Below are 19299 nucleotides of genomic sequence, written 5' to 3'. Positions count from 1 at the left end.
CTGGCCATGCCCCGATCAATCAGGGTGTCATCCATGGAGAAGAGGAGGCCCCAGCGATGCCAAGCCCACAGCTGTACATCATCGACTACCAACTGCATGGCCAGCCGCGCAGTTTCATCATTCGTCTGGAGCGCATGGACAATGCCGAGGCGTGGCATTGGGCAAGTTGCGATGCGGGCATCGGCATCATTCCCAAGTTCGGCCGCGAGAAGATCAGGAAGGTCAGCCGGCCGATGGCCGAGCGCTATGGGATTACGGCGGTAAGTTGGCGGCTTTCCGGGAGCAAGCCGAACCAGTCGGTGGGCGACCCAGCGGCGATGGTGTAAAGCTCTGCACAAAACCCTGTAGGAGCGGGTTCACCCGCGAACACCGGCGAAGCCGGTGCCATATACCCAGTTGCCTGCTTCGCGGGTGAACCCGCTCCTACACGGACTGCACAAACCCGTAGGAGCGGGTTCACCCGCGAAGAGGCCCGCGAGGTCAACACATCACTCTGGCTGCTTCAATACCAAAGTCAGAATGTCGTAGCTGGCCACCAGCTCACCCAGCTGGTTGGTGACCTCCACATCCCACGCCACCACGCCTTGCGGCTGGCCCAGCGGGCTGGTCTTGCCCTGGTCGATCTTGCGCTTGCAAGTCAACCGCGCCTGGATGGTATCGCCTATGCCCACCGGGTTGATGAAGCGCAGGGTATCCAGGCCATAGTTGGCCAGCACCGGCCCGGCCCCCGGCGACACGAACAGCCCGGCCGCGGCCGACAGCACGAAGTAGCCATGGGCGATGCGCTTGCCGAACTGCGATTCCTTGGCGGCGATTTCGTCGAAGTGCATGTAGAAGTGGTCGCCCGACAGGCAGCCGAAGTTGACCAGGTCGGCTTCGGTCACGGTGCGGCGGTGGGTGAGCAACGACTCGCCGATGCGCAGCTGCTCGAAATAGCGGCGGAACGGGTGTACTTCGGTCTCGATCACTTCGCTACCGCGCACGTACTCGCCGGTAACGGCCGTGAGCATGCTCGGCGAACCCTGCACCGCGGCGCGCTGCAGGTAGTGCTTGACCGCGCGCAAGCCACCCAGCTCTTCACCGCCACCAGCGCGGCCAGGGCCGCCGTGCTTGAGCTGTGGCAGAGGCGAACCATGGCCGGTAGATTCCTTGGCGGCCTCACTGTCGAGCACCAGCAGGCGGCCATGCCAGGCAGCAGCCACCGGGATGGCCTTGGTGGCCACGCTGCGGTCGGCGGTAACCAGGGTTGCCACCAGGCTGCCCTTGCCACGGGCGGCCAGGGCCAGGGCTTCGTCGAGGCCGTCGTAGGCCATCAGCGTGCTGACCGGGCCGAACGCTTCGATATCGTGGGCACCGCCTTCGGCATGCGGGTCGCGGGCCTGCAGCAGGGTCGGGGCGAAGAATGCGCCCTCGGCCACGCCCTCGCCACGCGGGGCAAAGCCATCGCTGGCGCCGAACAGTTGGTCACAGCTCTGCAGCAAGCTGCGCACCCGCTCGGCCACGTCGTGTTGCTGGTCGTGGGAGGCCAGGGCACCCATGCGCACGCCTTCCACCGACGGGTCACCCACCACCACCTTGCTCAGCCGCTCGCGCAGGCGCGTGGCCACCGCGTCAACGTGTTTGGCCGGGACGATGGCGCGGCGGATGGCGGTGCATTTTTGACCGGCCTTGGTGGTCATTTCACGCACCACCTCCTTGATGTACAGGTCGAACTCCTCGCTGTCCGGGGTTACGTCCGGGCCGAGGATGGCGCAGTTCAGCGAGTCGGCTTCGGCAGTGAAAGGCACAGAGTTGCGCACCAGGTTAGGCGTGACACGCAATTTGGCGGCGGTGTCGGCAGAACCGGTGAAGGTCACCACGTCCTGGCCTTGCAGGCGGTCGAGCAGGTCGCCGGTGCTGCCGATCACCAGTTGCAGGCTGCCTTCAGGCAACAGGCCGGACGCGTTCATCAGGCGCACCACGGCTTCGGTCAGGTAGCTGGTCGAGGTCGCCGGCTTGACGATGCACGGCATGCCGGCCAGGAAGGTCGGGGCGAACTTCTCCAGCATGCCCCAAATGGGGAAGTTGAAGGCGTTGATGTGCACCGCAACGCCTGCGCGCGGCACCAGGATATGGCTGCCGGCGAAATGACCTTGCTTGCCCAGCGGGATGGCCGGGCCTTCGTGCACCAGGTTGCCCGACGGCAGCTCGCGGCTGCCCATGCCGGCATAGGCGAACAACGTGGCATTGCCGCCTTCGATGTCGATCCAGCTGTCGGCACGGGTGGCGCCGCTGTGGTGGGAAAGGGCGTAGAGCTGTTCCTTGTGCTCGGCCAGGTACAGCGCAAGCGCCTTGAGGCGTTGGGCGCGTTGCTGGAAGTCCATGGCCATCAGCGTGGCCAGGCCGCGGGCACGGGCGAAGTCCACGGCTTCGGCGAAGTCCGGGCGTTCTTCGTGGCTGTAAGCCAGCACGTGGCCGTCGAGGGCGCTGCGCAGGGCCTGGGCGCCGTGCTGGCCGAGCCAACGGCCGGCGATGAAGCTTTGCAGAGTAGGGGCGGCAGACATGCTGTTCTCCATGCTGTTCAAATGTAAGGGGGGCGCTGTTACCACAGCGCCAGGGTGTAGCCGATGATCAGGCGGTTTTCGTCCACGGCGTTGGTCAGGCCATTGCCGGAGCGGAAGGTGACGTTGCGCCAGCGCAGGCTGACGTCCTTGAACGGGCCGCTCTGGATGACATAGGTGATGTCGGTGTCGCGTTCGCGCTCACGGCCATTGCTGACCGTGGCGGTTTCGGCGTGGCGGCCGTCGGTATAGCGGGTCATGAAGCTCAGGCCGGGGACACCCATGGCCACGAAGTCGTAGTCGTAGCGCACTTGCCACGAGTCCAGCCCGGCGCGGGTGAAGGTGTTGAAGGTGACCAGGTTGACGGTGAACGGGTCGCCGCCGTTGACGAACGGGAAGGCGCTGTCGCCCGACATCTGCTGCCAGGCGGCCGTGAACTTGTGCGCCCGCACGCCAAGGGTGAACATGGCGTTGAAGTTGCGGTTGTCGATGTTGCCGGCACGCTCGGCACCGTCGTTGCGGCTGTCGAAGTAGCGCAGGTCGCTGCGCAAGCTTATGCCTTCGGCCAGCGGGCGGGTGTCGATCAAACCGACGAACTGCTGGCGGTAGATGTCCTCAAGCTTGGCGTAGTAGTAGCTGACACTGGTTTGCGGGGTAATGGCATAGCTGCCGCCACCGAAGTCCAGGTTGTCGCTGCGGGCGGCACCGAAGCCCATGTCGTCTCGGCCCGAGGAGTCGCGCAGGTTGGCCTTGGTCAGGCGGCCGGCGTTGAAGGTAAGGCCTGCAAGGTCCTGGCTGGTGAGCAGGCCGCCCTGGAAGGTGGACGCCAACAGGCGGGTATCGTTGTACACCACTACCGGCAGGATCGGTTGCAGGGTACCCAGGCGCAGGGTGCTTTTGGCCACCCGCACCTTGCCGGTCAGGCCCAACTCGCTGTAGTCGTCGACCGGTTCATGGCTGTTCGGGCCAAAGGGCAGCAGGCCGGTATTGCGGCGGTCGCGGCTGGAGTCGAGCTTGATGCCCAGCTGGCCCATGGCATCGACGCCAAAGCCGACCGGGCCGTCGGTGAAGCCCGACTCGAGCTTGGCGGTAAAGCCCTGGCCCCATTCCTCGGCCTTGGCCTGCGGCGCGTTGCTCTGGCGGAAGTCACGGTTGATGTAGTGGTTGCGCAGTTCCAGCCGTGCGTGGCTGTCGCCGACAAAGTCCGCCAGTGCCGGCAACGGCAGGGCGAGGGTGGCCAGCCAGGCAGCTGACATGAGGTGCGTGCGGTTCATTGTTGTTGTTTTACCCGACATGGTTGTTCGTCCTTGAAAATCAGTGCTTGCTGGCGCCGGCAGCGCCGATACCGGTCATGGAGCGGATGAACTGGCCAAGGTAGCGGCCACGCTCTTCAGTGGCGCGTGCGGAGCTGTCCGTGACCGAGAACACCCAGGCACCGAGGAAGGCCAGGGTCATGGAGAACAACGCCGGGTTGCTGTAGGGGAACAGCGCCTTCTCGTTGTGCAGCACGTTGACCCACACAGCCGGGCCCAGCACCACCAGCAGTACCGCCGAAACCAGGCCGGCCATGCTGCCGCACACCGCGCCACGGGTGGTCAGGCCCTTCCAGAACATCGAGAGCAGCAGCACCGGGAAGTTGACCGAGGCCGCGACTGCCAGCACCAGGCCGGACAGGAAGGCGATGTTCTGCGACTCGAACATCAGGCCCAGAATCACCGCCAGCATGCCGATGACCAGCGTGGCGATACGCGACACGCGCATTTCCTCTTGCTCGGTGGCCTTGCCTTTGCGCATCACGCAGGCATACAGGTCGTGGGATACCGCCGATGCGCCAGACAGCGCCAGGCCGGCGACCACGGCCAGGATGGTGGCGAAGGCCACGGCAGAGATGAAGCCAAGGAACAGGTTGCCGCCCACGGCCTGGGCCAGGTGCACGGCGACCATGTTGCCGCCGCCAATGATTGCGCCGGTGGCGTCACGGTAGGACGGCTCGGTGCCAACCATGACAATGGCGCCAAAGCCGACAATGATCAGCAACAGGTAGAAGTAGCCAATGAAACCGGTGGCGTAGAACACGCTCTTGCGCGCTTCCTTGGCATCGCTGACGGTGAAGAAGCGCATCAGGATATGCGGCAGGCCAGCGGTACCGAACATCATGCCCAGGCCGAGGGAAATGGCATCGATCGGGTTGGACAGCAAGCCACCCGGGGCCATGATTGCCTGGCCCTTGGCATGCACGGCCACGGCACTGGCGAACATTGTCTCGGTGCTGAAGCCGAAGTGCTTGAGCACCATGAAGGCCATGAAGGTGGTGCCCGACAGCAGCATCACTGCCTTGATGATCTGCACCCAGGTGGTGGCGAGCATGCCGCCGAAGGTGACGTAGGCGACCATCAGCACGCCGACCAGCATTACCGCGTACAGGTAGCTGATGCCGAACAGCAGTTCGATCAGCTTGCCGGCACCGACCATCTGGGCCACCAGGTACATCAGCGCCACGACCAGGGTGCCGAAGGCCGAGGTCAAACGCACCGGGGTTTGTGCCAGGCGGTAGCTGACCACATCGGCAAAGGTGTACTTGCCCAGGTTGCGCAGGCGCTCGGCAATCAGGAACAGGATGATCGGCCAGCCGGCCAGTACGCCCAGGGCATACAGCAGGCCGTCGTAGCCGTTCATGAACATCATCGCCGAAATGCCCAGGAACGAGGCGGCGCTGATCATGTCGCCAGCAATCGCCAGGCCGTTCTGCATGCCGGTCAGGCCACCGCCGGCGGTGTAGAAGTCGCTGGCCGAGCGGGTGCGCAGGGCAGCCCAACGGGTCACCAGCAAGGTGAAGCAGACAAACACCATGAACATCGAGATGGCGGTCCAGTTCATTGTGCGCACTCCTGCTTGACCTTGTCGTTGAGCGGGTCGAGCACGTTGTTGGCGCGGTGCACATAGATGCCGGTCAGGGCGAAGGACAACAGCACCATCAGCACACCCACCAGCATGCCGACGGTGGTCACACCGCCACTGAGGGACTGGCCGAGGGTGTTGGGGGAGAATGCCACCAGCAGGACGAAGCCGTAGTAGATCACCAGCATGGCCAAGGTCAGGCTGCCATTGAGGCGGCGCTTGCGCCGCACCAGGTGCTGGAAGTCGGGGTGGTTGGCGATGCTTTCTATGCGTTCGGGTGTCATGGGTTGCGATCTCTGGGTGTTGTAATTGTTTTTTGTGAGGTCACGCGGGTGTTGCGGTGTTGCTGATGGCCTATTCGCGGGTGAACCCGCTCCTACAAGGACCGCACAAGGCCTGAGAGCGGTGACGAACCTGTGGGAGCGGGCGCGCCCGCGAAGCAGGCGACGCGGTCTCAGAGCTGATCGAAGTCGAGCACCACCTTGTCGCTTACCGGGTAGCTCTGGCACGACAGCACATACCCGGCGGCCACTTCGTAGTCTTCCAGGGCATGGTTGCTGTCCATTTCCACTTCGCCCTCGATCACCCGGCATTTGCAGGTGGAGCACACGCCGGCCTTGCACGAATAGGGCAGCTCGGCGCCGATGGCGTTGCCGGCGTCCAGCACGTTCTGGCTGTTGCGCGGCAGGTCGAAGGTGAGGGCGCGGCCGTCGCTGATCACGGTGATGTGGCTAACCGCCGAGTCCACCTGGCGTGCCGCTTCACGGGCTTCGCGGCGGGCTTCGCTGCCGGCGGCGGCGAACAGTTCGAAGTGGATGCGCTCCTTGGCCATGCCATTGGCCTGCAGGCTGTCACGCACGGTTTCGGTCATGGCCTGGGGGCCGCAGATGAACGCCGCGTCCAGGTTTGCAACGTCCATCCAGCGCGAGAACAGTTGGCCGCACTTGTCGGCATCGATACGGCCGTTGTACAGGTCGACGTCCTGCTGCTCGCGGCTGAACACGAAAATCAGGTTCAGGCGGTCGAGGTAGCGGTTTTTCAGGTCTTCGAGCTTGTCGCGGAACAGCGCACCGGAACTGGAACGGTTGCCGTACAACAGGGTAAAGCGGCTATGTGGCTCGCTGGCCAGGGTAGTGGCGATGATCGACAGGATCGGCGTGATGCCGCTGCCGGCGGCCACCCCCAGGTAATTGCCCTGGCGGGCCGGGTCCAGCGGCACGAAGAAGCTACCGGATGGCGGCATCACTTCCAGCTGCTGGCCGGCCTTGAGCACTTCGTTGGCAAACGCCGAGAAACGCCCGCCCGGCACGCGCTTGACCGCTACGCGCAGCTCGCCGTCCTGCACGGCGCTGCAGATGGAGTAGGAGCGGCGGACTTCTTCGTTGTCCAACTGGGTACGCATGACCAGGTACTGGCCCTGGGTAAAACGGAACTGCTGCTGCAGGTGCTCGGGCACGTCGAAGGCAATCGATACCGCATCACGGGTCTCGTTGCGCACTTGCTTGATGGTCAGGCTGTGAAACTGGCTCATGGCGTTCTCCACGGCTCAAATGCATTTGAAATAGTCGAACGGCTCCAGGCACTCGCGGCAGCGATACAGCGCCTTGCAGGCCGTGGAGCCAAACTGGCTGAGCAATTCGGTATGGCCGCTGCCGCACTGCGGGCAGCACACCTGGGGCGTGTCACCGAGCAGGCTGCGCTTGCTGGCGCTGCCTTGCGGCGGCGCGATGCCATAAGCGCGCAGGCGCTCGCGGCCCAGCTCGCTGATCCAGTCAGTGCTCCAGGCCGGGGTCAGCCGGCGCTCAAGCTCCGGCGCGGAAAACCCCGCCTGTTCCAGCGCCTGGCGGATATCGCCCTCGATCACCTCGGTGGCCGGGCAGCCGGAGTAGGTAGGGGTAACCACCAGGTGCAGGTGGCCGGCGCGCCAGTCGAGGTCGCGCACGATCCCCAGGTCGACCACGCTGACCACAGGCACTTCCGGGTCCATGACCTCGCCCAGCACCGCCCAGGCCCGAGCCAGGTCGTCGCCTTGCTGCGCCCGCGCACCGCGGTCGCCGGCAATCAGCTCACCAGGTTGCATCGGGGTAGGCCCTTGGCAGGAATTGCATCTCGGCCAGCAGCAGGCCCAGGTGCTCGGTGTGCAGCCCTTTGCGGCCATCCAGGTAGAAATGGCTGGCGGCGTTCGGCAGCGGCAGTTCGACCGAAGCGAAGGTCGCGCTCACCTGCTTGAGCCAGGTAGCGCCAACAGTCGCCGGGTCAGCGGCGATCCCGGCTTCGGCCAGATGCACTTCGTTGTCGCTGGCAGCGGTCAGCTCGACGGTGAAGCGCCACAGTGCCGGGATGGCGGCGAGCATGCGCTGGCAGCTTTCTTCGGTACCACCGCCCAGGCGTTGTACCCACTCGCTGGAACGGCGCAGGTGGTAAGTGACTTCCTTCTGGGCCTTGGCGGCAATACCGGCAATACGCGCGTCGCTGGACTCGACCAACTCCTGCAGCACGGCGAAGTGCCAGGCGTCGTAGAAAAACTGCTTGGTCATGGTCACGGCAAAATCGCCGTTGGGTTGCTCGACCAGCAGCAGGTTGCGGTAGGCCCGCTCATCGCGGCGGAAGGCCAGGGCATCGGCATCACGGCCGTCATCGAGCAGCTCGGCGGCGTACTCCAGCCAGTTGCGTGCCTGGCCGACCAAGTCGAGGCCGACGTTCATCAGGGCCAGTTCTTCTTCGATGGCTGGCGCGTGGCCACACCATTCGCAGAGGCGCTGGCCCTGCACCAGGGCGCTGTCGCCAAGCAGCAGCAGGTAAGGAATAAGGGCTTCTTTGTGCATGGCCAACCTCACATGTGTCCGACTTCGTCGGGCAGCTCATAAAAGCTGGCGTGGCGGTAGACCTTGTCGTCCGACGGGGCGAACAGTGGGTCTTTCTCGTCCGGGGAGGAGGCGGTGATCAGTGCCGAAGGCACCACCCACAGGCTTACGCCTTCGCTGCGGCGGGTGTACAGCTCGCGGGCGTTTTCAATGGCCATGGCGGCATCGGCGGCGTGCACGCTGCCGACATGCTTGTGGTTAAGGCCGTGCTTGCTGCGCACGAACACTTCGTAGAGGGTCCAGACAGACATTTTCGATCTCCGCATCAATCGCCGCTCAGGCGGCGTTCTTGTTCTGTTGCTTGCGCGCGTAGGCCACGGCGGCCTCGCGTACCCAGGCGCCGTCCTCGATGGCCTTGCGCCGGGTGGCGACACGTTCCTGGTTGCACGGGCCATTGCCCTTGAGCACTTCGTAGAACTCGTCCCACTGGATCTGGCCGAAATCGTAGTGGCCGCGTTCGGCGTTCCACTTCAGTTCAGGATCGGGGGCGGTGCAGCCGAGCAGTTCGAGCTGCGGCACGGTCTGGTCGATGAAGCGCTGGCGCAGTTCGTCGTTGGTCTGGCGCTTGATCTTCCAGGCCATGGACTGGGCGCTGTTGGGCGAGTGCTCGTCGCTGGGGCCGAACATCATCAGCGACGGCCACCACAGGCGGTTGATGGCGTCCTGGACCATGTCGCGCTGCGCCTGGGTGCCGTGGCGCATCATGGTCAGGAGGATTTCGTAGCCCTGGCGCTGGTGGAAGCTCTCTTCCTTGCAGATGCGGATCATGGCGCGCGAGTAGGGGCCGTAGGAGGTGCGCTGCAGCACGACCTGGTTGACGATCGCGGCGCCATCCACCAGCCAGCCCACTGCGCCCATGTCGGCCCAGCTGAGGGTGGGGTAGTTGAAGATGCTCGAGTACTTGGCCTTGCCGCTGTGCAGCTTGGCGATTTCTTCGTCACGGTCGGCGCCCAGGGTTTCCATGGCGCTGTACAGGTACAGGCCGTGGCCGGCTTCGTCCTGGATCTTGGCCATCAGTTGCAGCTTGCGCTTGAGGCTGGGGGCACGGGTGACCCAGTTGCCTTCGGGCAGCATGCCGACGATTTCCGAATGGGCGTGCTGGGAGATCTGCCGGATCAGGGTCTGGCGGTAGGCCTCTGGCATCCAGTTCTTGGCTTCGATCTTGATTTCGGCGTCGATCTTTTCCTGGAAGTTGCGCTCTTCGGGCGACATCTCTTCCAGCGACTTGACGCGCTTGACTCCGGTTTCCACTAGCTGTGCGTACATGTGCTGCGACTCCTGCTAAGGCATGAGTCATTTGTAAGCGATACAAAACATAACGTCAAACAGTTTTATGTGTATCGAATAAGATTTGTGTATCACATTGCCGGCCTCTTCGCGGGCTTGCCCGTCGGGGAGGCGGGGTGAGGGCTTCCAGGTGGATGGCTTGGGATTAAGGTTGATGCACAGATCGAGCGCCGCCCGCGCGGCGCTTCGCAGCACAAGGCTGCTCCTACATCTGTTTCGGGCCAGTTATTCCTGTGCCAGGTGGGTTGCAGCCTTGGTGCATGGCTGGAGATCGATGAAGAGCAACTGCATCCCCTTCGATATCAAATGGAACAAACAAGGCGGACAGCGGTGACCTCACAGGCGTGACTGTCCCGAAACAGATGTAGGAGCAGCCTTGTGCTGCGAAGCGCCGCGCGGGCGGCGCTCGATCTCATAGGCGCTGAAAATGTTGTGACAAGCACCTGACAGCCAAGATGCTTTATCAGAGAGCAGGCAAAAAAAAAGCCCCGGACAATGCCGGGGCCGAAAAGGCAGCCGAATGAATCAGCTGGCCAATCGTTTGTCGAACACGTGACAAGCCTTGCCCTCGGAACGCTTGAGCGTACCGCACGGCTGCAAGTGCACCTGGGTGCTGATGCCAATGTAGGTCTTGATCTGTTTGCTCAGCTCGCCGACCACCAGCTTGCGCTGGCCTTCATCGAGGTGCTGGCACTCCGCACGCAATTCCACATGCACCTCGACACTGTCCAGGTTGCCATTGCGATACAGATGAATCTCATAAAGCTCTGAAAGCTGTTTTATTTTCAACACCTGTTCCTCGATCTGGGTCGGGAACACGTTGACCCCGCGAATGATCAGCATGTCGTCGCTGCGGCCGGTAATCTTGCCAATCCGCCGCATTGGCCTGGCAGTGCCGGGCAGCAGGCGGGTGAGGTCTCGGGTGCGGTAGCGCACCATCGGCAGGGCTTCCTTGCTCAGCGAGGTGAACACCAGCTCGCCCAGCTGGCCGTCTGGCAACACCGCGCCGGTGACCGGGTCGATGATCTCGGGGTAGAAGTGGTCTTCCCAGATGGTCGGGCCATCCTTGGTCTCGATGCACTCCATCGCCACCCCGGGGCCCATGATTTCCGACAGGCCATAGATGTCGAGGGCATCGATGCCCAGGCGTTGCTCGATCGAACGGCGCAGCTCGTCGGTCCACGGCTCGGCGCCGAAAATGCCCAGGCGCAGCTTGAGGTCCTGCGGATCGATGCCTTGGCGCTCGATCTCGTCGGCCAGGTTGAGCATGTAGGACGGGGTGACCATGATGATGTCGGGCTGGAAGTCACGAATCAGCTGTACCTGCTTCTCGGTCTGGCCACCCGACATGGGGATCACCGTACAGCCCAGGCGCTCGGCACCGTAATGCGCGCCAAGCCCGCCGGTGAACAGGCCGTAGCCGTAGGAAACATGCACCTTGTCGCCCTTGCGCCCGCCAGCGGCACGGATCGAGCGGGCGACTACATTGGCCCAGGTGTCGATGTCGTTCTGGGTATAGCCGACCACAGTCGGCTTGCCAGTGGTGCCGCTGGACGCGTGCAGGCGCACCACCTCTTCCTGGGGGACGGCAAACATGCCGTAGGGGTAGTTGTCACGCAGGTCGTTCTTGCCGGTGAAGGGGAACTTGGCCAGGTCTTCCAGGCACTTGAGGTCATCGGGGTGAGCGCCGCACTCGGTGAAGCGCTGGCGGTACAGCGGCACATTGTCGTAGGCGTGCTTCAGGCTCCAGCGCAGGCGCTCCAGCTGGTGCTGGCGCAGGGCGTCAACGCTGGCGGTTTCCATCGGGTCCAACAGGGCACGATCGGCTTTATGGTACATGTTCATGGCTTCACTCGAATTGTTCTTGTACGCCGCGTGGCACCGGTTGCCGGCCACGCGGTGAGTGTCATGAGCGCAGCATATACGGCTGCGTTCGGTTCGGTAACAGGCCGATGGCCCGAACCGCTCAGAGGCGTTCGATAACCATGGCAATGCCTTGGCCAACGCCGATGCACATGGTGCACAGGGCGTAGCGTCCGGCGGTTTCTTCCAGTTCGTGCAGGGCGGTGGTGACCAGGCGCGCACCGCTCATGCCCAGTGGATGGCCAAGGGCGATGGCACCGCCATTGCGGTTGACCCGCGGGTCGTCGTCGGCCAGGCCAAGTTCGCGCAACACTGCCAGGCCTTGGGCGGCGAACGCCTCGTTGAGCTCGATGACGTCCATGTCGGCCAGCGACAAGCCGGCCAGCTCCAGCACCTTGCGGGTTGCCGGCACCGGGCCGATGCCCATCAGCCGTGGTTCGACCCCGGCCACGGCCATGGCGACGATACGGCCGCGCGCCTTCAGGCCGTGGCGGCGGGCGGCAGAGGTGCTGGCCAGCAGCAAGGCGCAGGCACCGTCATTGACACCTGAAGCATTGCCGGCTGTAACGCTGCCGCCTTCACGGAACGGGGTACCGAGCTTGGCCAGTTGCTCCAGTGTGGTGTCGCCGCGCGGGTGCTCGTCGTGCTCGACCACTTTGGCCGGGCCTTTGCGCTGCGGGATCTCGACCGGCACGATTTCCTGTGCCAGGCGGCCGCGAGCCTGGGCTGCTGCCGCCTTGTGCTGGCTGCGCAGGGCAAAGGCGTCCTGGTCGGCACGGGAGATGCCGAACTGTTCGGCCACGTTCTCGGCAGTTTCGGGCATCGAATCGGTGCCGTAGGCAGCCTTCATCAGCGGGTTGACGAAACGCCAGCCGATGGTGGTGTCGAACAGCTCGGCCGCACGACCGAATGCCTGCTCCGACTTGCCCATGACGAATGGCGCGCGAGACATCGACTCCACGCCGCCGGCCAACATCAGCCCGGCTTCGCCGCAGCGCAGGGCGCGGGCGGCATTGCCGATGGCATCCAGGCCCGACCCGCACAAGCGGTTGATAGTGGTGCCCGGTACTTCGAGGGGCAGCCCGGCCAGCAGGCTGGCCATGTGCGCCACGTTGCGGTTGTCTTCACCGGCCTGGTTGGCGCAACCGAGGATAACGTCGTCCACGGCTTTCCAGTCCAGCTCGGGGTGGCGCTGGATCAGCGCCTTGAGCGGAACCGCCGCGAGGTCATCGGCGCGTACGCCGCTCAAGGCCCCGGCATAGCGGCCGATGGGCGTGCGCACGGCGTCGATGATCAAGGCATCGGCGAGGGTGTGTTCAGTCATCTTGCGTCTCCTGCGCCAGCACGGTGCCGCGCACTTTGTAGGATTTGCCATGGAACATCGCCACCAGCTCACCGCGCTGGTTCTCGATGCGCACGTCATACAGGCCGGTACGGCCTTTGCGGCTGACTTCGCTGGCGCGGGCGGTAAGCACGTCGTCGCGCAATGCCGGCGCCAGGTAGTCGATGCTGCAGCCCAGCGCCACAGTTGCCTGGTCGTAGCTGTTGCAGGCGAAGGCAAACGCCGAATCGGCCAGGGCGAACAGGAAGCCGCCATGGCAGGTGCCATGGCCCTGGATCATGTCGGCACGCACCGGCATGCGCAGGCAGGCCTGGCCCGGGCCGGCATCCAGCAGGCTGATGCCCAGGCCCTGGGTGGCCTGGTCGCGGGCGTACATGGCGTCGGCACAGGCTTGTGCCAGTTCCACTTCAGTCATGCAGGGTGCCTCCTTTGGCTTCGCAGCGGCGCAACAGCAGGGATGGGCGGTAACGGCTCTCGCCATAGCTGCGTTGCAGGTTGTCGAGCACGCGCAGGGTGTGGCGGATGCCAATGTTCGCGGCCCAGGCAAGCGGGCCGCAGGGGTAGTTGACGCCGGCGCGCATGGCCAGGTCGATGTCGGCTGCGCTGCCGACGCCTTGCAGCACGGCATCGGCGGCCTCGTTGGCGAGCATTGCCACGGTGCGCAGTACCACCAGCCCGGGCAGGTCGGCGACGGCGGTCACTTTCAGGCCGGCGCGTTGCAGCAGGGCCACGGCCTGGTCGCGGGCGCTGTCGGTGGTATCGGCGGACCAGCTGATGGCAATCCGCGTGGCGCTGCTGTAGTCCAGCGCGAGGTCAAGCAGCACCAGGTTGCGCAGGCCGTCTTCACGGGCACGCTCGCTGGCCAGGCGGCCATCGGACAGCGCCAGGGTGGCGTCACCGACCTGAATCAGGCCGCTGCCGGCACGCTGGGTTACGGCAATGCCGTTCTGACGCAGGCGCTCGACCAGCGGCCGCAGCACGCCCAGGTCGCCTTCGACGACGCAGGCTTGCGCGCTGGCGGGGCTGTGCAGCTCGGCAGGTTGCGGGCGCTCGGCGCCTTCGGCGTAGCTATAGAAGCCTTGCCCGGTCTTGCGGCCGAGGCGACCGGCGTCTACCAGCTCTTTTTGCACCAGCGAAGGCTGGAAGCGGAAGTCGCCATAGAAAGCATCGAATACCGAGCAAGTAACGGCGTAATTGACATCGTGGCCGATCAGGTCGGTGAGTTCGAACGCGCCCATGCGGAAGCCGCCGGCGTCACGCAGCAGTGCATCGAGGCTGGCGCAGTCGGCTGCACCTTCCTGCAACAAGCGCAGGCTTTCGGCATAGAACGGCCGCGCCACACGGTTGACGATGAAACCCGGCGTAGAGCGCGTATGTACCGGTTTTTTGCCCCAGGCATGGGCAGTATCGTAGATGCATGCGGCCACAGCCGGGTCGGTCGCCAAGCCCGATACCACTTCGACCAGGGCCATCAGTGGCGCCGGGTTGAAGAAGTGCATGCCCACCACTTGCTGCGGGCGCTTCAGCCCGGCGGCCAGGCTGGTGATGGACAGCGACGAGGTGTTGCTGGCGAGAATGCAGTCGTCGGCGCACAACGCTTCAAGCTGGCTGAACAGTGCCTGTTTAACTGCCAGGTTCTCGACAATGGCTTCGATCACCAGGCGGGCATCGGTCAACGCGTCGAGGATGTCCACCGGGCACAGGCGGGCGCTGATCGCTGCGTGCTCAGCGGCCTGTAACTTGCCTTTTTCCACCAGGCGGGCCAGTTGCCGATCAATGCCGGCGACCGCTTGGGCGGCAGCCCCCGGGCGGTTGTCATAGAGCTTTACCGGGTGGCCGGCCTGGGCCGCGACCTGGGCGATGCCGGCACCCATGGCGCCGGCACCGATAACCGCCACCTGCACATTGTTTGCGAGTGGACCCATGTTCAGCGCCCCTTGAATGCTGGCGTGCGCTTGTTCATGAAGGCACTTGCGCCTTCACGGTAGTCTTCGCTGCGCCCGGCCAGGCGCTGCAGGTCGCGCTCCAGCTCAAGCTGCTCATCAAAACCGTTGTCGAAGCTGGCATTGAGGCTGCGCTTGATCAGGGCCAGGCCGTAAGTAGGCTGGGTGGCAAGCTGGCGGGCGAGGGCGAGGGCTTCGTCACGCAGGGCCGCATCGTCCACCACGCGGTGGATCAGCCCCCATTGCTGGGCCTGTTCCGCGCCAAGGCGCTCACCCAGCATGGCCAGGGCCTTGGCCCGCGCCATGCCGACCAGGCGCGGCAGCAGCCAGGTGCCACCGGAGTCCGGCACCAGGCCGATCTTGCAGAAGGCCTGGATAAAGCTGGCCGAGCGCGCAGCCAGCACCAGGTCGCAGGCCAGCGGGATATTGGCGCCGGCGCCGGCCGCCACGCCGTTGACCGCACAAATCACCGGCAACGGCAGGTCGCGCAGGGTGCGCACCAGCGGGTTGTAGAACTTGTCGATCGACTCGCCCAGGTCCGGCATCTCGGCACCTGGCGCGACGTTGCGGTCGGACAGGTCCTGGCCGGCGCAGAAGCCACGGCCTTCGCCGGTCAGCAGCAACACCCGCGCTTCGCTGCTCTGGCGCACTTGCTTGAGCGCTTCGCGCACTTCCAGGTGCATGGCGGTGTTGAAGCTGTTCAACTGCTCGGGGCGGTTCAACGAGAGGAGGGCGACGCCGTCCTCGATGGAAAACAGGATGTGCTGGAAAGTCATGACAGACTCGCTCCGTCAGTCGAGGGAATGATGATCAGCGGCCTTGGAAGCGGGCCTGGCGCTTTTCCTGAAAGGCCCGAATGCCTTCGTCGCGGTCGGCAGTGCCGGCCAGCAACGTGAATGCGTGGCGCTCGAAGCGCAGGCCGCTGGCCAGGTCGGTATCACCAGCCTTGAGCAGTGCTTCCTTGGCCAGGCGCACCGCCAAAGGGGCCTTGGCGGCGATGCTGCGAGCGACCTGCAGGGCCCGCTCCACAGTGAATTCGGGCTGGGTGATTTCACTGACCAGGCCGGCTTGCTGTGCGTGGCGGGCGCTGATGGCTTCGCCGGTCAGCACCATCTGCATGGCCAGCGGCTTGCCCACGGCACGCAGCAGGCGCTGGGTACCACCGGCACCGGGGATGATGCCGAGATTGATTTCCGGCTGGCCGAAACGGGCATCGCTGCCGGCGATGACGATGTCGGCGCACATCACCAGTTCGCAACCGCCGCCCAGGGCGTAGCCGTTGACTGCGGCAACCAGCGGCTTGGCGAAGGCGGCGATGCTTTGCCAGTGGGCCACGCGCGGGTCATTGAGGATGCCGACCAGATTACGCTCTGCCATTTCGCGGATGTCGGCGCCTGCGGCGAATGCCTTGCGGCTGCCAGTGATAACCACGGCGCCGGTGTGCTCGTCTTCTGCGGCCGCGCCCAACGCAGCGGCCAGTTCTGCCAGTAACTCAGTGCACAGGGCGTTCAGTGCCTCGGGCCGTTGCAGGGTAATGAGCTGGACGCCGTTTTCCGGCGCCTGCACATCGAGATATCGCGGCATGTCGGGTTCCTCTGGCTGCAGGCACGGCTCATCGTGGGGCCGGCATTTCTTGGAATTGTTTGCAGGGGTGTGAGCGGGTCACGACCAGGTGAGGCCAGTATATGCATTATGCGATACACGAATGCAACATCAAAAAATGCATCATGTATCTCTTTATTGGTTTGTGGCGGAACAAACGGCTGAGCTTTTCTAGCTGATGAAATGATTAATCACAGATTTATCACGGAAAATAGCCTATTAATGCCCATTAAATATACGTACGGTCAAAGTGATACACGATTTAGACGATTGACGGCCAAATGCCTTGTGATACAAGATCGAATGGCAATTCAAATCATTTCAGGAGCTTCGCCATGCCTTGCTATCGACTGGACGGCCTGACGCCCGTGGTTCATCCCACCGCCTACGTGCACCCAAGCGCAGTGCTGATCGGCGATGTGATCATCGGCCCTCGTTGCTACATCGGCCCACTGGCGTCGCTGAGGGGGGATTTCGGCCGCATCGTGCTGGAGGAGGGTGCCAACCTGCAGGACACCTGCGTCATGCATGGCTTTCCGGGGGGCGACACAGTCGTGGAGCGCAACGGGCATGTCGGCCATGGCGCTGTGCTGCACGGCTGCCGAGTGGGCGAGGACGCCTTGATTGGCATGAACGCCGTGGTAATGGACGGCGCGCATGTCGCGCCACGCTGCATCGTCGCGGCTACCGCGTTCGTTAAGGCAGGCTTCGAATGTGCGGCGCAAAGCCTGGTAATGGGCTCGCCCGCCCAGGTCAAACGGCCGCTGAGCGAACAGGAGCTGGCCTGGAAGCAGCGCGGCACGGCGGAGTATCAGCACCTGGCACAGCGTTGCATGAGCAGCATGGTCGAGTGCCCGCCACTGGCCGAAGCCGAACCGGGTCGCCCACGCATGGAAGACACCGGGGTCAGGCCCAAAGGCCAGGCACCGGCATGAACCAGGCAGCGTCACGCAATGGCCAGGCGGCCCGCCGCGCAGGTATAGTCGCTGCTTTATCTGCGCACAGTTCGCCCATGAGCAATCTTGCCCCACTGAACACTCTGATCACTCGCTTTCAGGAACAGACGCCGATCCGCGCCAGTTCGCTGATCATCACCTTGTACGGCGATGCCATCGAGCCCCACGGCGGGACTGTCTGGCTGGGTAGCCTGATCAACCTGCTGGAGCCGATCGGCATCAATGAACGGCTGATCCGCACGTCGATCTTCCGCCTGACCAAGGAAGGCTGGCTTACTGCTGAAAAGGTTGGCCGGCGCAGTTACTACAGCCTGACCGGCACTGGCCGCCGGCGTTTCGAAAAAGCCTTCAAGCGGGTCTATAGCCCAAGCCAGCCGGCCTGGGACGGGGCCTGGACGCTGGTGTTGCTATCACAACTTGAAGGTGGCAAGCGCAAGGCGTTGCGTGAAGAGCTGGAGTGGCAAGGGTTTGGTGTCATGGCACCGAACCTGCTGGGTTGCCCACGGGCAGACCGTGCCGACCTGGCTGCCACTTTGCGCGACCTTGAGGCCAGCGACGACAGCATCGTCTTCGAAACCCACACCCAGGAAGTACTCGCCTCCAAGGCCATGCGCGCCCAGGTGCGGGAAAGCTGGCGTATCGACGAGTTGGGGCAGCAGTACAGCGAGTTCATCCAGCTGTTCCGCCCACTGTGGCAGGGCCTGAAAGAGCAGCAACAGCTCGAAGCGCAAGATTGCTTCCTGGCACGCACGCTGCTGATTCACGAGTACCGCCGCCTGCTGCTGCGCGACCCGCAATTGCCCGACGAGTTGCTGCCAGGGGATTGGGAGGGAAGGGCCGCACGCCAGTTGTGCCGTAACCTCTATCGCCTGGTGTTTGCCAAGGCGGAGGAATGGCTGAACGCTGCACTGGAGACGGCAGACGGGCCTTTGCCCGATGTGAACGAGAGTTTCTACAAGCGGTTTGGCGGGCTAGCTTGACCGAACCTGGTAATCGGCCCATGGCGCCCTACTAATGTGAGTGAATGGTCAGGGCACCAGGCACCTTGGTTCGTTCAAGCCCGCCGTGCTCCAACCATCGTAGCGTCTGCTCATAGGCACGCTGCAGCAGTGACTCGGTCTGATCAAAGTTGAACACCGAGACATCTACAGGGCACAAGGGCGGGACGATGTGCAGGCTGGTGAGCGCGCGGAAGTGTTCGATGTCGCTCACAAGCTGGCGCATGCTCATCAGGTTGACGGTGTGCAGGGCCAGGGCAACCAAGCCCTTTGGCGGCTGTGTCAAGGCGCAACTGAGCCCGGTAGGAATGACCACAACGTTGTTGGCGCCCAACGCTACGGCAGTCGAAATGGGCGTGTTGCTTGAAACGCCGCCATCCACCAGGAACTGGCCGCCGATCTGCACACAAGGGAACACCAGCGGGATCGCGGCGCTGGCGAGTAATGCTTGCTCAAGCTCACCCTCAGACAAGACTTTCTCTGCACCACTGAGCAAGTCGGTGGTGACGATGTGCAGGGGCAGCTGCGCATCCTCGATGCGATGAATAGGTAGGGCCTGGCCAAGCAGCCGGCGCAGGGCCGCCGGTTGCAGCAAAAAACCGCGGCGTTTGATCAGGCCTCTACAGGTGTCGAGCCAGGACAAAGGGAAGATATCGGTTCTATTCAGCCCCAGCCAGAAACTGGCAAGGGTCTCGACGCCTTGGGCATTGGGCCTTGCGGCAAAGTAGGCGCCATTGATTGCGCCCACCGAAGCGCCAATCACCATGTCGAATTTGACATTGGCCTCGACCAAAGCCCTCAGCATGCCCACCTGCACCGCACCCAGGCTACCGCCACCGGCGAAGACGATTGCAGTTTGCGAAGGCATGGCGGCAGGCTCTATGCAGACATGTGTCGAATGAGTGTAGATGCCAGGGGAGGGGTCGGCTGCAGTAACGCCGTTTCGTTGATTTCCTGAGCTAGAGTAAACGGTGAGCACCAACGCGTTTTCGTAGCGATGATTTCT

Annotated in this window: 18 protein-coding genes and 1 pseudogene; 3 read left to right on the top strand and 16 right to left on the bottom strand. The window is 63.9% G+C overall.

Annotation, left to right across the window (positions count from 1 at the left end; genetic code table 11):
• The first annotated feature begins 56 nt into the window (after positions 1 to 56).
• Complete coding sequence (locus ACIP1G_RS03090; RefSeq protein WP_400733580.1) at positions 57 to 326, top strand: DUF6555 family protein; 270 nt, start codon at positions 57 to 59, stop codon at positions 324 to 326.
• Positions 327 to 488: 162 nt separating this feature from the next.
• Here ACIP1G_RS03090 and paaZ read toward each other — a convergent pair whose 3' ends face one another.
• From paaZ to paaF, 15 genes and pseudogenes are all read right to left on the bottom strand, one after another.
• Complete coding sequence (gene paaZ, locus ACIP1G_RS03085; protein ID WP_400733577.1) at positions 489 to 2543, bottom strand: phenylacetic acid degradation bifunctional protein PaaZ; 2055 nt, start codon at positions 2541 to 2543, stop codon at positions 489 to 491.
• Between the two features lie 38 nt (positions 2544 to 2581).
• The gene (locus ACIP1G_RS03080) at positions 2582 to 3814 is read right to left on the bottom strand and encodes an OprD family porin (protein ID WP_400733574.1); all 1233 of its coding nucleotides are present in this window, start codon (positions 3812 to 3814) and stop codon (positions 2582 to 2584) included.
• A gap of 40 nt (positions 3815 to 3854) precedes the next feature.
• A pseudogene (locus ACIP1G_RS03075) lies at positions 3855 to 5423 on the bottom strand (cation acetate symporter); the annotation flags it as partial.
• Positions 5414 to 5722, bottom strand: a complete 309-nt coding sequence (locus ACIP1G_RS03070) for a DUF485 domain-containing protein (protein WP_400733572.1) — start codon at positions 5720 to 5722, stop codon at positions 5414 to 5416. The pseudogene ACIP1G_RS03075 and the gene ACIP1G_RS03070, both read right to left, overlap by 10 nt.
• 170 nt (positions 5723 to 5892) lie before the next feature.
• Complete coding sequence (gene paaE, locus ACIP1G_RS03065) at positions 5893 to 6969, bottom strand: 1,2-phenylacetyl-CoA epoxidase subunit PaaE (protein WP_400733569.1); 1077 nt, start codon at positions 6967 to 6969, stop codon at positions 5893 to 5895.
• A gap of 15 nt (positions 6970 to 6984) precedes the next feature.
• Positions 6985 to 7518 carry a 1,2-phenylacetyl-CoA epoxidase subunit PaaD gene (paaD, locus tag ACIP1G_RS03060; RefSeq protein ID WP_400733567.1) on the bottom strand — a complete coding sequence of 178 codons (534 nt, stop codon included), beginning with the start codon at positions 7516 to 7518 and terminating at the stop codon, positions 6985 to 6987.
• On the bottom strand, positions 7505 to 8263 hold the full coding sequence (gene paaC, locus ACIP1G_RS03055; protein WP_400733566.1) for a 1,2-phenylacetyl-CoA epoxidase subunit PaaC: 759 nt from the start codon (positions 8261 to 8263) through the stop codon (positions 7505 to 7507). The genes paaD and paaC overlap by 14 nt, the downstream gene beginning before the upstream one ends.
• Before the next feature lie 8 nt (positions 8264 to 8271).
• On the bottom strand, positions 8272 to 8553 hold the full coding sequence (gene paaB, locus ACIP1G_RS03050; protein ID WP_004374528.1) for a 1,2-phenylacetyl-CoA epoxidase subunit PaaB: 282 nt from the start codon (positions 8551 to 8553) through the stop codon (positions 8272 to 8274).
• Between the two features lie 25 nt (positions 8554 to 8578).
• Positions 8579 to 9568 carry a 1,2-phenylacetyl-CoA epoxidase subunit PaaA gene (gene paaA / locus ACIP1G_RS03045; RefSeq protein WP_400733563.1) on the bottom strand — a complete coding sequence of 330 codons (990 nt, stop codon included), beginning with the start codon at positions 9566 to 9568 and terminating at the stop codon, positions 8579 to 8581.
• A 546-nt stretch (positions 9569 to 10114) separates the two neighbouring features.
• The gene (gene paaK, locus ACIP1G_RS03040; RefSeq protein WP_400733561.1) at positions 10115 to 11434 is read right to left on the bottom strand and encodes a phenylacetate--CoA ligase PaaK; all 1320 of its coding nucleotides are present in this window, start codon (positions 11432 to 11434) and stop codon (positions 10115 to 10117) included.
• Between the two features lie 121 nt (positions 11435 to 11555).
• A complete protein-coding gene (gene pcaF / locus ACIP1G_RS03035; RefSeq protein WP_400733558.1) occupies positions 11556 to 12776 on the bottom strand; it encodes a 3-oxoadipyl-CoA thiolase in 1221 nt (406 codons plus the stop codon).
• Positions 12769 to 13209 carry a hydroxyphenylacetyl-CoA thioesterase PaaI gene (paaI, locus tag ACIP1G_RS03030; protein WP_400733555.1) on the bottom strand — a complete coding sequence of 147 codons (441 nt, stop codon included), beginning with the start codon at positions 13207 to 13209 and terminating at the stop codon, positions 12769 to 12771. The genes pcaF and paaI overlap by 8 nt, the downstream gene beginning before the upstream one ends.
• Positions 13202 to 14719 carry a 3-hydroxyacyl-CoA dehydrogenase PaaH gene (gene paaH / locus ACIP1G_RS03025; RefSeq protein WP_400733554.1) on the bottom strand — a complete coding sequence of 506 codons (1518 nt, stop codon included), beginning with the start codon at positions 14717 to 14719 and terminating at the stop codon, positions 13202 to 13204. Before paaH ends, paaI begins: the two co-directional genes overlap by 8 nt.
• A gap of 2 nt (positions 14720 to 14721) precedes the next feature.
• A complete protein-coding gene (paaG, locus tag ACIP1G_RS03020) occupies positions 14722 to 15513 on the bottom strand; it encodes a 2-(1,2-epoxy-1,2-dihydrophenyl)acetyl-CoA isomerase PaaG (protein WP_400733551.1) in 792 nt (263 codons plus the stop codon).
• Positions 15514 to 15547: 34 nt separating this feature from the next.
• Entirely contained in the window at positions 15548 to 16321 is a 774-nt protein-coding gene (gene paaF, locus ACIP1G_RS03015) for a 2,3-dehydroadipyl-CoA hydratase PaaF (RefSeq protein ID WP_400733548.1), read from the bottom strand.
• Positions 16322 to 16674: 353 nt separating this feature from the next.
• On the opposite strand from paaF, the gene paaY reads away from it, so the two are divergent.
• Together paaY and paaX are read left to right on the top strand one after the other, a co-directional pair.
• Positions 16675 to 17274 carry a phenylacetic acid degradation protein PaaY gene (paaY, locus tag ACIP1G_RS03010; RefSeq protein ID WP_400733547.1) on the top strand — a complete coding sequence of 200 codons (600 nt, stop codon included), beginning with the start codon at positions 16675 to 16677 and terminating at the stop codon, positions 17272 to 17274.
• A gap of 77 nt (positions 17275 to 17351) precedes the next feature.
• The gene (gene paaX, locus ACIP1G_RS03005) at positions 17352 to 18275 is read left to right on the top strand and encodes a phenylacetic acid degradation operon negative regulatory protein PaaX (RefSeq protein ID WP_400733545.1); all 924 of its coding nucleotides are present in this window, start codon (positions 17352 to 17354) and stop codon (positions 18273 to 18275) included.
• Positions 18276 to 18306: 31 nt separating this feature from the next.
• On the opposite strand, the gene ACIP1G_RS03000 is transcribed toward paaX, so the two are convergent.
• Positions 18307 to 19161 carry a patatin-like phospholipase family protein gene (locus ACIP1G_RS03000; protein ID WP_400733544.1) on the bottom strand — a complete coding sequence of 285 codons (855 nt, stop codon included), beginning with the start codon at positions 19159 to 19161 and terminating at the stop codon, positions 18307 to 18309.
• Positions 19162 to 19299: the final 138 nt, after the last annotated feature.

Source organism: Pseudomonas sp. NPDC089392 (genome assembly GCF_044749595.1).
In the GTDB taxonomy this organism is placed as follows: Bacteria; Pseudomonadota; Gammaproteobacteria; order Pseudomonadales; family Pseudomonadaceae; genus Aquipseudomonas.
This window is presented reverse-complemented; position numbering and strand designations above follow the sequence as displayed.

What these genes read in the sequence shown, in the direction of transcription:
- ACIP1G_RS03090 (WP_400733580.1), top strand. Translation starts at nt 57, where the DNA reads ATGCCAAGCCCACAGCTGTACATCATCGACTACCAACTGCATGGCCAG.
- paaZ (WP_400733577.1), bottom strand. Translation starts at nt 2,543, where the DNA reads ATGTCTGCCGCCCCTACTCTGCAAAGCTTCATCGCCGGCCGTTGGCTC.
- ACIP1G_RS03080 (WP_400733574.1), bottom strand. Translation starts at nt 3,814, where the DNA reads ATGAACCGCACGCACCTCATGTCAGCTGCCTGGCTGGCCACCCTCGCC.
- ACIP1G_RS03070 (WP_400733572.1), bottom strand. Translation starts at nt 5,722, where the DNA reads ATGACACCCGAACGCATAGAAAGCATCGCCAACCACCCCGACTTCCAG.
- paaE (WP_400733569.1), bottom strand. Translation starts at nt 6,969, where the DNA reads ATGAGCCAGTTTCACAGCCTGACCATCAAGCAAGTGCGCAACGAGACC.
- paaD (WP_400733567.1), bottom strand. Translation starts at nt 7,518, where the DNA reads ATGCAACCTGGTGAGCTGATTGCCGGCGACCGCGGTGCGCGGGCGCAG.
- paaC (WP_400733566.1), bottom strand. Translation starts at nt 8,263, where the DNA reads ATGCACAAAGAAGCCCTTATTCCTTACCTGCTGCTGCTTGGCGACAGC.
- paaB (WP_004374528.1), bottom strand. Translation starts at nt 8,553, where the DNA reads ATGTCTGTCTGGACCCTCTACGAAGTGTTCGTGCGCAGCAAGCACGGC.
- paaA (WP_400733563.1), bottom strand. Translation starts at nt 9,568, where the DNA reads ATGTACGCACAGCTAGTGGAAACCGGAGTCAAGCGCGTCAAGTCGCTG.
- paaK (WP_400733561.1), bottom strand. Translation starts at nt 11,434, where the DNA reads ATGAACATGTACCATAAAGCCGATCGTGCCCTGTTGGACCCGATGGAA.
- pcaF (WP_400733558.1), bottom strand. Translation starts at nt 12,776, where the DNA reads ATGACTGAACACACCCTCGCCGATGCCTTGATCATCGACGCCGTGCGC.
- paaI (WP_400733555.1), bottom strand. Translation starts at nt 13,209, where the DNA reads ATGACTGAAGTGGAACTGGCACAAGCCTGTGCCGACGCCATGTACGCC.
- paaH (WP_400733554.1), bottom strand. Translation starts at nt 14,719, where the DNA reads ATGGGTCCACTCGCAAACAATGTGCAGGTGGCGGTTATCGGTGCCGGC.
- paaG (WP_400733551.1), bottom strand. Translation starts at nt 15,513, where the DNA reads ATGACTTTCCAGCACATCCTGTTTTCCATCGAGGACGGCGTCGCCCTC.
- paaF (WP_400733548.1), bottom strand. Translation starts at nt 16,321, where the DNA reads ATGCCGCGATATCTCGATGTGCAGGCGCCGGAAAACGGCGTCCAGCTC.
- paaY (WP_400733547.1), top strand. Translation starts at nt 16,675, where the DNA reads ATGCCTTGCTATCGACTGGACGGCCTGACGCCCGTGGTTCATCCCACC.
- paaX (WP_400733545.1), top strand. Translation starts at nt 17,352, where the DNA reads ATGAGCAATCTTGCCCCACTGAACACTCTGATCACTCGCTTTCAGGAA.
- ACIP1G_RS03000 (WP_400733544.1), bottom strand. Translation starts at nt 19,161, where the DNA reads ATGCCTTCGCAAACTGCAATCGTCTTCGCCGGTGGCGGTAGCCTGGGT.